This is a genomic window from Pseudomonas sp. CFBP13509 (assembly GCF_005233485.1).
GTDB classification, from domain to species: Bacteria; Pseudomonadota; Gammaproteobacteria; order Pseudomonadales; family Pseudomonadaceae; genus Aquipseudomonas; species Aquipseudomonas marginalis.
On the sequence record NZ_QGAA01000005.1, the window covers coordinates 242,311 to 256,500 of the forward strand.

General features: G+C 53.7%; 10 protein-coding genes. 5 read left to right on the forward strand and 5 right to left on the reverse strand.

The genetic code is table 11. From position 1 onward, the window contains the following. Positions 1–19: 19 nt before the first annotated feature. The 5 genes from PspCFBP13509_RS10925 to PspCFBP13509_RS10945 form a co-directional block, all read right to left on the reverse strand. Positions 20–676 carry an OmpA/MotB family protein gene (locus PspCFBP13509_RS10925; protein ID WP_074847689.1) on the reverse strand — a complete coding sequence of 219 codons (657 nt, stop codon included), beginning with the start codon at positions 674–676 and terminating at the stop codon, positions 20–22. 8 nt (positions 677–684) lie between these two features. After that, a complete protein-coding gene (locus PspCFBP13509_RS10930) occupies positions 685–2,559 on the reverse strand; it encodes a hypothetical protein (protein ID WP_137212022.1) in 1,875 nt (624 codons plus the stop codon). Continuing rightward, a complete protein-coding gene (locus PspCFBP13509_RS10935; RefSeq protein ID WP_074847687.1) occupies positions 2,556–3,791 on the reverse strand; it encodes a hypothetical protein in 1,236 nt (411 codons plus the stop codon). Before PspCFBP13509_RS10935 ends, PspCFBP13509_RS10930 begins: the two co-directional genes overlap by 4 nt. A 10-nt stretch (positions 3,792–3,801) precedes the next feature. After that, positions 3,802–4,788, reverse strand: coding sequence for an ATP-binding protein (locus tag PspCFBP13509_RS10940; protein WP_235865609.1), 987 nt, complete (start codon positions 4,786–4,788; stop codon positions 3,802–3,804). 458 nt (positions 4,789–5,246) lie between these two features. After that, a complete protein-coding gene (locus PspCFBP13509_RS10945) occupies positions 5,247–6,149 on the reverse strand; it encodes a hypothetical protein (RefSeq protein ID WP_137212023.1) in 903 nt (300 codons plus the stop codon). A 129-nt stretch (positions 6,150–6,278) separates the two neighbouring features. On the opposite strand from PspCFBP13509_RS10945, the gene PspCFBP13509_RS10950 reads away from it, so the two are divergent. From PspCFBP13509_RS10950 to PspCFBP13509_RS10970, 5 genes are all read left to right on the forward strand, one after another. Further along, on the forward strand, positions 6,279–7,655 hold the full coding sequence (locus PspCFBP13509_RS10950; RefSeq protein WP_137212024.1) for a hypothetical protein: 1,377 nt from the start codon (positions 6,279–6,281) through the stop codon (positions 7,653–7,655). A 56-nt stretch (positions 7,656–7,711) separates the two neighbouring features. Beyond that, positions 7,712–7,942, forward strand: coding sequence for a helix-turn-helix transcriptional regulator (locus PspCFBP13509_RS10955; RefSeq protein ID WP_137212025.1), 231 nt, complete (start codon positions 7,712–7,714; stop codon positions 7,940–7,942). A 489-nt stretch (positions 7,943–8,431) separates the two neighbouring features. Further along, positions 8,432–9,133 (forward strand): inovirus Gp2 family protein, encoded by a 702-nt coding sequence (locus tag PspCFBP13509_RS10960; RefSeq protein ID WP_137212026.1) that lies wholly within the window; start codon positions 8,432–8,434, stop codon positions 9,131–9,133. A 369-nt stretch (positions 9,134–9,502) separates the two neighbouring features. Further along, a complete protein-coding gene (locus PspCFBP13509_RS10965; RefSeq protein WP_242001064.1) occupies positions 9,503–12,403 on the forward strand; it encodes an SNF2-related protein in 2,901 nt (966 codons plus the stop codon). Next, positions 12,403–14,190 carry a site-specific DNA-methyltransferase gene (locus tag PspCFBP13509_RS10970; RefSeq protein WP_137212027.1) on the forward strand — a complete coding sequence of 596 codons (1,788 nt, stop codon included), beginning with the start codon at positions 12,403–12,405 and terminating at the stop codon, positions 14,188–14,190. Before PspCFBP13509_RS10965 ends, PspCFBP13509_RS10970 begins: the two co-directional genes overlap by 1 nt.

A 14,190-nucleotide genomic window follows, 5' to 3' on the forward strand; every position in this document is an offset into this window, starting at 1 on the left:
CAGCGGCGCGGCGGCCGATTCAAATGCGCTTGTTCGAATCCCGGCGATTCACAAACTGCACTTCTACGCGCCGATTGTGTTCGTCCGCCGGATCAAGTTCTGGCAGCGGCTGCGAATCCCCGTAGCCGGCAACGATGACGCGCTTGGCCTGCCCTGGTTCAAGGAGTTCGATGATCAACTTGCGTGCCTCTCTGGCCCTTGCGGCAGACAGTGTGAAGTTGTCGTCGTAGACCGTGCAGAACTTGACGAAGTCAGTCACCGGGCGTGCGACCTGTGTATTGTCGGTATGCCCCTCCACCAGTATCTGGGCGTCACCCGAACTGCCAAAGAAGGTGGCGATGCGGGGGCTGACGAGGCGAAGTTCGCGCTTGGCCTCATCCGTCAGGCACGCGCTGCCTCGGGCGAACATCTTGTCCCCCAGGGTCATCTTGTTGCCGGCGAGGTCGAACGAAACCAACCCGGAGTCGCCCTGTGCGTCCAGGGCGGCTTTCATCTCCTGCAATAGACCGGTGACCTTTTCCTGCTCAGTCACCCCCGCTTGGTTTTGCTCTTCCTGGCGCTTGAGTTCGGCAAATTGATTCTGCAATACCGACATCACCAGTAGCAGCATTACCACTGCCATTACGCCAGCCATCAGGTCAGAGATGGATACCCACTCGCTTGGTTTCTCTTTCATGAGGGGGCTCAGGCTTTCACGGCTTTCACGGCTTTTCGGGCCGTGACTGATTTATTGATGTTGTTGGCAACCCCCGTCAATTGATTCACGGATTGCAGCAGGGGTTGCAGGTCAACGGGTGGGCGCGTGACAACGCTCGCCAGAGCGTCGAGGGACTCGGGGACTTTGATCAGCATTTCCGAGACTTTGCCGTAACGTTGATCCAGCGAGACCATGCGCTGGCCGCTTTCGGATACGGCTTTAAGGCCGCTTAGAATGTCCTTGGACAGTTTCTCCACCACGCCCTGGATCGCCAGGATGTTCGTATTCAGGTTATCACTGACCATCTCGAACTCCCGCGTGGTCTTTTCCTGCGCGATGGCAGTTTTCTGCATGTTGGCGGCGACTTCTTCCATGGCCTGGCTGACGGTGCCGGACATGCTGTCGATAGCCTTGGAAATATTCCCGGTCGCCTGTCCCAGGCTGGTGGTCATGTTGACCAGGTTGGTGCCGAAGTCGTGGTTCATGGTCTTGATGTTCGAACCCAGGTCAGTCTTGACGGCTTCCATCACGTCGCCCAGTTTTGTGGTGGCGCTTTCCAGTTGCGTGCCCATGCCGTGCAGGTTGTCGCTGAAGTCCTTGTTCATGGTGGCCAGCGTGCCGTTCAAATCAGCTTTGACGCCATTCATGACCTCTGCCATCTGACCCTGCAAGGCACTCACCACGACTTGCAGTTCAGCAGCGGACTGGCCCACCTTGCCGGCCGCGTCCCCCATCGTTTCACCTGCGGTTTGTAGGGCTTGCAGGTTGTCGCGGCTGTTGTCGGTGAACGCGGTCATCGCCTGTTCAGTACGGTTGCCTGAAGTGGCTATCTGGCTGAGAACGTCTTGCGTGTCGCGATGCACCTGCAGACTCTCGGTGTGGCGTTGCAGCAACGTACCGATGCCCTCGGTGACACTGGCAATACGGGTGTCGAGGCCCGCAAAGCCCGTTTGCAGATGTTGCTTGTTGCTGTCGGCCAAAGCGCCCAGGGCCTGTTCGGTGCGTTGAGCGGTGTCTGCGGCTTCGCGGACGATCGCCTGCCCTTCGCGGGCGATCTGCTGGCTGTTGCTCTCACTTTGCAGTAAGGCGCTGATGCCGTTCGCCAGACCACTGATGTGGGTACTGACGCTGTCGAAGCCGGTTTGCAATAACTGCCGTTGTTCGGCGTCAGTGCCGTGGCGTCGATTGGCCTGTTGCTGCATCAGTTCATTGAAGGTGTCGGCCTGTTTGCCGAGCGCGCCGGTCATGTACTTGGCCGCACTGGATATGCAGTTTTGAAGGAAGGCGTCGTGAGCGGCACGGGCGTTTTCGCGTTGTTGCTCAGAGGCCGACATTTGTGTCTTGACCTGCGTGATGCACCAAGCCAGGCGGCGGCCCTCATAGCCCAGGAGCAAGTCCCATACCTTCAATAAAATGAAGGCCATGATGCCCCAGGTGGAGGTTTTGAACTTGGTCCCCAACCCTTGCATCATCGCGGTCATGTCCTGCATCGCGCCGCCCATGGCGCCCACAGAAGCATTGCCGCTTTTCTGCAAAATAGTCGATGCGTGATCGAGTGCCATGCCCAGGCCTAGGAAGGTGCCCAGCAAGCCGACCACCAAGAGCATCCCGGGCATGATGCCGGCGATTTTCTCGGCAGTGGTCGAGACGGCTTCACTCAGGTCGTGGATCGACCCATGATCCGCGCGCAGCCCCGAGGCGCCCAACTTGCCCCCTTGCCACTTCTTTTCCCAATGATGCGCGTTCGCTCGCAGAGCCACCATCAATCCCGTCAGGAGGGTTGCACCGGTAATGAACAGGAAGAAGAACATCTGCAAGGGTTCAAGCCGAGGCAGCAAAAAACTCACTAATTCGTTGTTCACACGCCTACCTCAACTTCCTGGAGAGCGGCTTCGGTCCGAGCAAGGCAGTCATTTTCGAAAATGTTACCGAAGTCGATCAGCAGGGCTTGCTCACTCTCGCTCAGGGAGGCCCACTTCAAGTTTTGTTGAGCGCAGCGAGCGATCAGTGAACCGACTTCCTCGCTGCGGTCGAGCAGATATTCCTGGTCGTCGGCAATCAACTGTTGCTCATCTTTTTCCAGCAACTGGAGAAAACCTTCCGACGCGTATACGTAGTAGCGTTTTTCTCGAATGCTGACGTCGAGGTTTTCAAGCCGCTGGGTATCTCGACTCAAATTGCGCTCAAGGTCGTTGAGCACGACTTGTTCTTCTGCGCTCAATGCTTCGGTGCGGCTGGCCATGGACATCCGTTTGGCCAGCACCTTGTCGCGGGCCAGGTCCCGGTTGAGTTTTTGCCACTGGACCTCAAGGCGGCGCAGATCTGCGCCCCATGCGAGGGTCATCTCCTCGAAGACGAACGGCACGACTGGCTTGCCGAAGTGCAGGGTGGTGAGTTCGTTGAGGGTTTGAGTTTGTTCGAGGGTGAGGGTCGGTGTCTCATCGAGCAAACTGGTAGAGATGTCCATCAGCGCGATCATGTCGGCATCGACGTCGGTCAGGTTTTCGATGGATGTCATGCGCCTTTCGTAGAAATTCAGCAGCTTTTGGGCGGCACGCACACGCAGGTAGTGGTTGAAGTCAGCAAACTGCTCGCTGTTGACCACACGCTGGATCTTGGCCTTGGTTAATATGTAAGCGTTGATGAGCTCGGCGATTTTCAGTACGCCGCGTTCGGCAGCGGGCACCTGCTGGGCGCCCTCCTTGAATACTTGCGCACGGGCTTCGGCTTCTTTGATCTCCATATCGTTCAGCACCTTCTCCCGGACATTCCTGGCGGATTTTATGACCCAGTCGATGGCTTGTTTGAGCTTGGCCATCAACGGATGGCTTTCAATATTTTCGAGGAAGCCCAGGACCTTCTCCAGGCCCAGCGCCATCCGCTTGACGATGGGCCATGGCGCGAGGTTCGCCAGCGTCGTCAGGGCAACACGTGCATGCGCCAGATAAGGCTTTACCGATTGCCAGATGTTCTTCACATCGCCGACAAACGTCTCCGCCTTGTCCGCCAGCCAATTGACCGTAGCAACGGCTTTCTCCTTCACCGTTTCGTAAATAGAGGACGCGGTTGATTTTACCCAGTTCCATAGACCCATGATTCGCTCCTCAGCGCACGCCCAATAATGTGCGGGCTGCTTCCAATGTTGGTGTGTTGGTTTTGCCGCCATGTGCCTGCATCTGTGCCATGGCACTGGCGACCTGTTCGATGGCGTCCTGTAAATGTGCTTGTGCCAACGCAGGCTGATCCGGGATACGGACTGCCTTGGCCAGCGCCAGGCGCATGCAGGTACGCATTTCGCGTCCTGACAGCCCCGCCGACAGTTGCGTTGCTGAACGCAGTAGCGTCTCCCGCGCGTCAGCCAGCGGAATACCGGGCACCAACAGCTTCGCCCAGATAGCCTGCCGCTCCGGCTCGCCCGGAAGTTCGAAACCAACGTGTTGAGAGATACGGCTGACGAAGGCTGCGTCGTAATTTTTCGCAAAGTTAGTCGCAAAGATGACCACGCCTTCATGCCGCTCCAACTCAATCAGCAAGGTCGAGCGCATGGCGTTCACTTCGTTATCGATACCTTGGGTGACAGAGGACAAACGCTTGCCCAGCAAAGTGTCGGCCTCATCAAAAAACAACACCGCGTCTTCGGCCTGGGCACTGCGGAACACGCTTGCGATGTTCTTGGCGGTATCGCCCATGAACTTGCTTTCCAGGTCGGCGATGCTCACCAGCATGATCTTCTTGCCCAGACTGCCGGCAAACGCCTCGGCGGTGAGGGTTTTCCCTGTGCCGGGAGGACCATAGAAATTGAGGATCGTCCCCTTGCCGGCCGGATCTGCGGTGGCGAAACCCCACTCGATATAAATCGTGCGGTAGTGCTCGATCTTTGCAACGGCCTCCGCCAACTGCTGCTTGAGCTCGGCGGACATCACAACATCGCGCTCCAGCGTAAAGCGCGGTTCGACACACCGAAATTCCGCCTTAGCGGGCGTAGCAGGCTCCGGCGCCGGCTCGGCATCCAGGCCTTCAAGAAAGCTGGGGCGTATCTTGTTGCGCAGATAATCATTCGCTGACATAGGTTCGAGCCTTTGATCGATCAAGAAGATTGGGGGCGGTTAAGTGTTCCAGACGTGGAAGGCGTGTCGAACAAGCGAGCGACATAATGCGTCGCAACCAGCTGTGCGTGAGAGCTGAAGGGCGGGGAAGGGCGCTTGGCTAAGGGCAAGAGACACGTCCGTGTGTGAGAGAGGGGGTTGCACTCTGTTATCGGCGTGAGGGGGGTAAGCTTTAGCAAGGCCACTGGGGGAGGGGGGGGGATGGAGGGGCAGATTTCTTGGAGGTAAGGGGGATTTAAAAATAGGAGGGGAAGCGTTTGAGTTTCTGGATTTCAGGCACAAAAAAAGACGTCCGTGGACGTCTTTAGATGATGAAATGGTGGGCCGGGGTAATCTGAATAGGAAACATAACTTATTGTTTATTAAGAAAAACATCTGTTTTGTTTTTTGTCTGGAATGCCATTTGGAATGCCAAATGTTGTATGTCGCTTCAGATCGGACAGTTAATCACTTTGTTCCTTGTCCCAGGCTTTTGGTAAGCGATCGCTGGATAACCTGAACATTTTTCTCTTTTGTGGACTGATTTTCACCACGGGTGAAGGGTTGTCGGTTTGAGTGTGAGGGAAATCATCAGTCGGGCTTGAATTTAAGTCCACCGGTGCAGATTGTTCTGGCTGATCATCCTCTGCCGCCGCGGACGGCTTTTGACTATTGCTGGGTGAATCTGGAATGAGGGTAATAGCCTCTTCATGCTCAAGCAGAGGTTCAACGATTTCTGGGGCAGCCTGCGAACTAGAGCGTTCATTTGAAACTGACGAAGTGTGCTCGCCTGACTTCTGCTTCAGAAGCTCAGGCTCACCCACTGAATTTTCAGCTAAGGAACGGCTGGGGATGGCTGAGTTATCGGGCTGTATGACGCCTCCGACGAACATCTCGTGGAGATCTTGAATCGTGTGGTGACGACTCCCCTGCAAAGTTTGTTTCGACAGTTGCCTTTGCTGTCTGCGCACGTGGGCTGTGTAAGCCTTTGTAATCATGCTCTCCAGCAGCACGGTTGGGCTCTGTTTTTGCTCTTTGGCCATGGTTTTCAGATGGTTCTTGGTGGCTTTACACAGAGTGAATACGCATACCTGGCGGCCGGCTTCCTTTTTCTTGTTTCTGTCTCTCTCCTGGCGCCAAGCATCCTTCATGTCGCTAAATAATTGCCTCGCACCAGTGCCCTGCTCGATATACATGCCTGCATCCAGCATTTCGTTGTGGGACGGAAGCTCATCCGGAAGGATCCTCTCCCCGTTATGGAAAATTCTCTCTAAGCCTTTCGCTTGCAAATACTTCAAGGCCCAAAGGCGTTGATTCGTATTTTCAGAATCAAGCCAATCGAGTCCAACTACTCTTTTGCGTCCCATTCTCATCCATTCCTGCTGGAACCTTCGCTAGGGTTAGTATATTCATTATCGATAACGTTATGTATAACGACATAAAATTTATCCGATAGAAATAGGGTATATTTAGCTGTGATTATTTCTGGATTGCATATGCTAATTAGCCTTTTATCACTGAGTTTAGTGCGACTGGATTCCAAGGCTCGGTTCACGCTGGTGTCGTTTTACCTGCGTTATGAGTTCACTGACACAGGGCCGATCACTATTGATGAGCTGGCTGGTTGCCTTGGAGTGCCTACGAGAGAGTGTGCCAATGCACTCAACTTGCTCCTGAAAGAGTCGATCCTCATCGCTACAGCGGCGTTGGCTCAACGAGCCGGTCGGCTGAAAAAATCGTTTCGCCTCCATGACGATGTGGCCAATAGGCTCGGGATTGCGAGTTTTATTTCACGCCCCCTAGATCTTGCGCCGCACTTTGGCGCCGTCGAGCACCTAATCAAGGAGCCTTACATTCACTCCACCAGGCCCGACGTGGAGATCTATGCGATGCCAGCTAATACTGTGAAGACGGAGCAAACGAGGGTTGCAGTACCGAACCGCACTTCTTTGCTCAGTCGATCCAATCGACTTCTTCTTGCAGTGCTATACGCTCATGCAGACCGTTTTGGCGTAGTAAATTCGCTCGGCAATGTTGAGCTATGTCGTCTCACCGGCCTGGAGCAGACAGGCCTTAAACAAAGGATTAAGAAGCTTATTGGATTGGGGTTTATCCGACGACATGTTCCCGGAGTCGCTAGTCCCATTTTTGCTGAAAAACTCAAAAGCAGTTACATCCTTAACCTGAACCATCGGCAAATTACCTCGGGGACGGACCTGATCAGCTTCGTTGTGCATGAGTGTGTGGGCGAAGGGGCTGACGATGTTCGGTACCTGGGGGACGTTTGGTTTGATCTTGAGCTCTGGCGCAATCCCGCTACTACGCATAAATACTCGTTGTATGAGCTTTCCACACCGCCCTCAGTTATCCGGCTTTTTAGGTATGCGCCCAAGCACGAGATTGAGCAGCTGGAGTTTTTTTTGAGTAGGTGTGTGACAGACTTTCTGACACAGCACTGGGAGCAGCTAGACGCAGTCAAGTCAGACTGTGCCCTTGGCATCCGAGACGACATCAGCGCATTTTTTCGCAAACCGATGAAGGACGCTAAAGATGCGCGGTTGCTCGACGAGGCTGAAGTCATAGATTTTTTATGGGGCATGACTATTCAGTTTGCGCGCGTGTGCAAGGTGCGCTTTTCACGGGTTGATGGACTGGTCTGGTCAAGTCTGAACTTCAGACTTCTACCCAGTGATTTGCGGCGGGGGTATGCCAGTTTAGGGATGTTGATTGATAGGGGGGCTGGCGGTAGCAGGCTGCTGAGAGAGGTCGGCGAGTACGTAGAAACGAAGGAAGTCACTACGGAAGCCCTTTGCCCAATCGAGCTTAGAGAAAAGGCGGGTTTGCTCACGCCGGCACGAGCGAAAGCCGTCTAGCGGTTATTTTTTATCGCCCCTGCCAATCCTCTGAACGAATACGAGGAGCCCCGTTCATGAGGATCATCCGACTAAAAGAAGTTATCGACTCGACTGGCCTTGCCCGGTCGACCATCTACAAGCACATCGGGGAGGGCACCTTTCCGAAGCCGGTGTCGCTGGGCGACCGCTGCGTCGGCTGGGTCGACAGCGAGGTGCATGACTGGATCTTGGCAAGGATCGAGGAGCGTGACTTGGCAGAAGGTGCTGCGACGCGCTCCACCGGCCATCTGAGTATGGCCAGTTAGATCTGAGTATCTGCGCCATGACTGGCTACGGTCGGTTATGGCGCTTATGCCGGCTGGCTTATTCAGGCTGTTCGGCACTCGCCAGGAAGCCGGATCGATGTTGCTCCCCATCGATCCGGCAGACGCTGGCTAGACAACGGTCCACCATGGTCTTATCTGGTTTTTTTCCGGAATACGGTTTCAGCAAAAAATGCCACTGCGGCTTGGTGAGCGGGGTTGATTTTACCGAGCCAGTCGGAGCGGTCAGTTGCGGTGTGGGTAGTATGCTTTTACTAGCTATTACTACCCGAAGGGTTCACGCCTAACCGAGCAACAACATTTACTGATCAGATCCCTTTCACGTAGGGTCGGACTGGGCAGAGTCCCCACCTGAAGGGCTAGTACTACAACGCGTGCATAGAGGTCAACTGATCAGGTGAGGAAAAGTAGCGGTTAAAAAGTACACAGCAGGCACTGGTTATGAAGCTCCACCAACGAGAGGTCATAACCATGCTCAACGATGTCGATACCATCCAGCACTACCCACTCCGTCATCCCGCCAATACCAACCTCCATCTCTACTACGACGACACCTTTGAAGGCTTCCCGTTGATGCGTGACAAAGGACCTTTCATCCGTGAGTACCTGTCGGACCTCAAGCACACTATCGAGTTGGCCACGGCTGAGTATTCGAGGGTATTAGCCTTCAGGGCGGATCTCAGGCTACCCCAGGGTATCGAGTTGCCCGATTACGCCTATACGAACCGGGTCATCAGCCGGTTCTTTGAGTCCTTCACGAGAAAGATCCAGTACCACCAGGAAAAGGTGCGTGAGCGTAATGGGTACGCTCGTGGCTGCAAGGTCCGGTACGTCTGGTCGAGGGAGGTCGGTCAGGGAGGCAAGCCGCATTACCACCTACTGCTCCTGCTGAACGGGAATGCTTACTGCACGGTAGGAAGGTTACGCTCAGAGAGGGTGAACATGATCAGTCGCATGGAGGAGTCCTGGGCTGGTGCACTGGGGCTGTCAACTGAGCAGGTCAGAGGGCTGGTACACATCCCGAAGAATGCGGAATATCGAGTCGAACGCGAGATGCGCCGTGGCGAGATCGATGAGTTGCCAGAGCTGTTCTACCGATCTAGCTATCTCTGCAAGGTTGCTACGAAGTCTTATGGCGAGCGTCATCGAGGCTTTAGCGCTAGCAGGGGGTAGCGCCAGGGGGCGTCGCTCGTCTTAGGCTGGGTGTTATCATTCTGGAATACGTACCAAGTCTGAGCAGTTGGGCTGTGGCTAGGTTGGCAGAATACTCGTTTCTGGCCATTGGGCCCCCACTAACTGCCTGACGCTGCGCGCAAAACGCAGGATACGCCTTTACCCATTATCCCTCGGTAGATAAGGTGGCAGGTGTTGTAAAAGTAGGCTGCGACGATCCAGTGGTGGTTCGCTGTGGCACTGCAATTCCCGCCTCTGGCCCTCAGCATCCAATTGAGTGAACTTGTCAGCATTTCGAACTGAAGCGCTCAAATTGCGAGCAGTTGCACGTATCACTAAGACAATAGGCTTGACGAGCAGGATTTGCTATTGCAGGCAGACCTCAATAAGGATTTTTCTCAGATGATTTACAGCCCGTACCAGGCGAAGTATTTCGCCCACTTCTTGACTCGCGAAGGTATCGGTGCCGACGAGTCTTTGACCCAGTCCTTGTCTTCGGCGCGGGTGGATCTGAACCCGCACCAGGTCGATGCGGCTATGTTTGCCTTGCGTTCGCCCTTATCCAAAGGCGTGCTACTGGCTGATGAGGTAGGGCTTGGCAAAACCATCGAGGCGGCGTTGGTGCTCAGCCAGCGTTGGTGGGAGCAGCACCGAAACCTTCTGTTGGTTGTGCCGGCCTCTCTTCGCAAGCAATGGGCCACGGAGCTCCGTGAAAAGTTCTCACTGCCCTCGGTCATCCTTGATGCCAAACGACTAAAAGATATAGCCGCCAGCGGTCAAGCCAATCCTATTGGTCGTAAGGACGGCATCATCATTGTTTCTTACGAATATGCTGCTCGCATAGCTCATCAGCTGCAAAAGGTTGCTTGGGATCTGGTCGTGTTTGATGAGGCGCATAAGCTGCGTAACGTCTTTAAGGCGGCTAGCGACTCCCGAGCAGCAATCCTGCGCGATTCCTTACATGGTTGTCAGAAGCTTTTACTTACGGCAACGCCGTTGCAGAACAACCTGATGGAGCTTTATGGCCTCGTCTCAATCATCGATGAGGCTTACTTTGGTTCTGAACAGGCTTTTAGGGCCGAGTTCGGCGGCAAGGGTAATCTGGCTGCGATGACCTTACTGCAGCATCGTTTGGAACCCATCTGCAAACGCACTTTGCGCCGCCAGGTCCAAAAGGCCGGGTTGATCAACTACACCAACCGACTGCCGAAAACCTTTGACTTTACCCCCAGCAAGCTTGAGCTGGATCTGTACGAGTCAGTGTCGGCGTACCTGCAAAACCCAGAGACTCTTGCCCTAGGTAGAAATGGCCGTCACCTGGTGACCTTGTCCCTGCGCAAGATCCTAGGTTCATCCTCATTTGCCATTGCCAAAACCTTGGACAAGATGGTCAACCGCCTGCAAGCCAAGCTAGTGGTGGATGACGACACCCTAGATGATCTCGATGGCTTTGCTGAGGACGCTGAGGATTGGCGTGATGCTGGCTCTATCGCCGCAACCGAAGCGGATGCTGTCGAAGACCATTCGGATGATGATCTTGATGAGATAGACCCGAAAAAGCTTCAGGCCGAGATCGCCGAGCTGACGCACTACCGGGATATCGCCACCTCAATTAACGACAACGCCAAAGGGCGAGCGCTCTTGGAGTGCTTGCCAATCGTTATGGCTGAGATTAAGGAGGTCAAAGGCGGTCAACACAAGGCCGTGGTGTTTACCGAGTCCGTGCGCACCCAAGCCTACTTGCGTGATCTGCTTGAACAAAACGGCTTTGCTGGTCAAACCGTAGTACTCAACGGCTCAAACACCGATAAAGACAGCACAGCCCTCTACAAAGCCTGGCTTGCCAAAAATAAAGGCACTGAGGTCGTCTCCGGCTCTAAATCTGCCGATATGAAAGCAGCCATTGTTGATGCTTTCAAACATGACCGCTCCATCCTCATTTCCACGGAGTCCGGTGCAGAGGGTATCAACCTGCAGTTCTGCTCGCTGCTAATCAACTATGACTTGCCCTGGAACCCCCAGCGGGTTGAGCAGCGCATTGGCCGTTGCCACCGCTATGGGCAAAAGATCGACGTCACCGTGATCAACTTCCTCAATCGCAAGAACCAGGCAGAGGAGCGCATTCACCAGCTCTTAGAGCAGAAGTTCAAGCTCTTCGAGGGCGTATTTGGCTCATCTGATGAAGTTTTGGGTGCCATTGAATCTGGTGTGGATATCGAACGGCGCATTCTGGAGATCGTCCAGACCTGCCGTTCGAACGACGAAATTAATGAGGCCTTCGATAGACTGCAGGAAGAGTTCAGTGTCGAGATTGATGCGGCCAAACAGGCTGCACGCAACCAAATTTTGGCTGAGATGGACGAAAAGGTGATTGAACGGCTGATGAGCCGTAAGGAAGGCGTTCACGCCGTCCTCGGCGACTTCCGTAGGGCCCTGCTGACCCTTGCCCGCGCTGAATTGCCCGAGGCCCGCTTTCACGCTGATCATGCCGAGCGCTTTGATTATCAAGACAACACCTGGTCTACCGAATGGCCTGAGGCCGAGGATAACGGCTGGCGCTTTTTTCGCTTGGGCGATGGAGGCCTGGCAGACAAGCTCGTGGCGCAGGCTAAAGCGCGATCAACTCCCATGGCGGCGCTTGAGTTTGACTACAGCGCCTACGCTGGCAATCTGGGCGATGTTGCCAGTTTGCGTGGCCAATCAGGCTGGATGCGCCTCTCGCGACTCACATTACGAACCCCCGCCCGTACCTGGGATGAGCTGATCTGCGTAGCCTTCACCGATGACGGCAGGATGCTTGACTCGAGTACCGCTGAACGCTTGCTGCATATTCCTACCCGAGAGCTTGGCGCCCCGACGGAGCAGACTCCTGAGGTAGAATTGGTGGATGTTACTGAGGCGCGGCAAACGGCTCTTGTCGGCCATGCCCAAGAACGTTTGGGCGAGTTTCTCAACGAAGAAGAAGACCGCCTTGATGCGTGGCGTAATGACGCCCGTGTGGCCTACGACCAGCAAATCAAAGAGCTGACTAAGCAGGCTAATGAAAAGAACAAACTCGCCCGTGCAACCGCTAATCTGGTAGCCAAGCTGGAGCTGCAGCATGAGGCAAAAGCCTTAAAGCGCCAGGTGGATGAGCTGCAACATCAACTCTATACCCGCCTGCGTGAGATCGATAATGAGCGCGACGCCATGTTAGATGCCATTGCCGAACAACTTAACTTGACACCACAGGTGGATCACCTGTTTACGATTCGATGGAGCCTGATCTAATGGCCGGTAAAACCAAACTTGAACTGACATGGATTGGCAAAGACAAGCGTCCGCGCCTCGAACCGCGCATACTGATTGAAGATCCAGAGTTTTCCTATCACGCCGAAACTCGGCGTGAGGGTGATTATTTCGACAATATGCTGATCCATGGGGATAATCTGCTGGCGCTAAAATCGCTGGAGACAGACCCCAATGTGCGCGGCAAGGTGAAGTGCATTTACATCGACCCACCTTTCAATACTCAGCAAGCATTTCCAAATTACGACGATGGCATTGAACATTCGTTGTGGCTCTCTCTCATGAGGGAGCGGTTAGAAATTTTGCGTAACCTTCTTAGTAATGACGGCTCATTGTTCGTTCATATCGATGATAACGAACTCGCATATCTAACCGTAATTTGCGACGAAATTTTTGGACGTAGTAACCGTATTTCGATCGTCGCTTTCAAACAAGGGTCCGCGACTGGTCACAAAGCTATAAATCCGGGCGTAGTTAGTACTTCAAATTTTATCCTGATTTACGCACGCCAAAAGTCATCTTGGAAACCAAATCGCCTGTTTGTAAAGCGTGCGGACGGGCGAGACACACGTTATAATAAGTTTATTGTAAATCGTCAGGATCATCACTCCCAGTGGCACTTCACCACTTTAATGAAGGCATTTTCTGAACACTGCGGTCTACCCGAAAAAGGCATTAAAAAAGCTTTAGGTGATGAATTCGAGAGATCTATTACCGATTTCGTTCATGAGAATGCAGATAGCGTCATTCAGCCGGCACGACCTGATTACAATGCAGTTAGCGCGGAGGCAAGAAAGATAATCGATCAATCGAGAGATAAACCCGATACTGTTCTTCTTTTAGAGAGGGGGGGGAGTCTCTCCGATATGTATTTCATTGGTGGGCAGAAAATTCTTTTCTACAGGGATAAACTCAAATTTATCGATGGTAAATGGGAGTCGGGAGAACCATTAACTTCGATTTGGGACGACATTTTATCCAATAATTTGCATAACGAGGGCAATGTAGAGTTTCCAAAAGGCAAAAAGCCAGAGGCCTTAATCAAGCGCTGTATTGAACTAACCAGTGAGGTTGGAGATTTAGTTCTTGATTCATTTGGTGGGTCCGGCACGACCGGTGCTGTCGCCCACAAAATGGGTCGCCGCTGGATCATGGTTGAGCTCGGAGAGCACGCCATAACGCATGTTGTACCGCGCATGCAGAAGGTTATCGACGGCACCGATAAAGGTGGCGTGACCGAGGCTATGAACTGGAAGGGCGGTGGGGGCTATCGTTTCCTCAAGCTCGGCCCTTCGCTTTTGCAAAAAGATAATTGGGGCAATCTGGTTATCAATAAGGATTACAAACCGGAAATGCTGGCCGAGGCCATGTGCAAGCATTTCAATTACACCTACGCGCCATCCGCCGAACATTATTGGATGCACGGCAAGGCCACTGAAAACGCCTTTATCTATGTGACTACCAACAGTTTGACCTTTGATCAGCTAAAGGCTCTGTCTGATGACGTGGGGGAAGAGCGCAGTCTGCTGGTTTGCTGCAGGGCTTATGAGGCTGCAGGCGATAACCAGATGAACCTGACCATCAAGAAAATCCCTCGTGTGGTACTGGACCGTTGCGAGTGGGGTAAGGACGATTACTCCTTAAAAATCGCGGCCTTGCCTGTACAAGATGAAGAGTCTGAAACAGTCGAAATCACGGCGGCTAAACCTAGAAAAAATAAAGCATCGGTGGCACAGGCCAACCTGTTCGACGGTACTGAGGAAAACTGA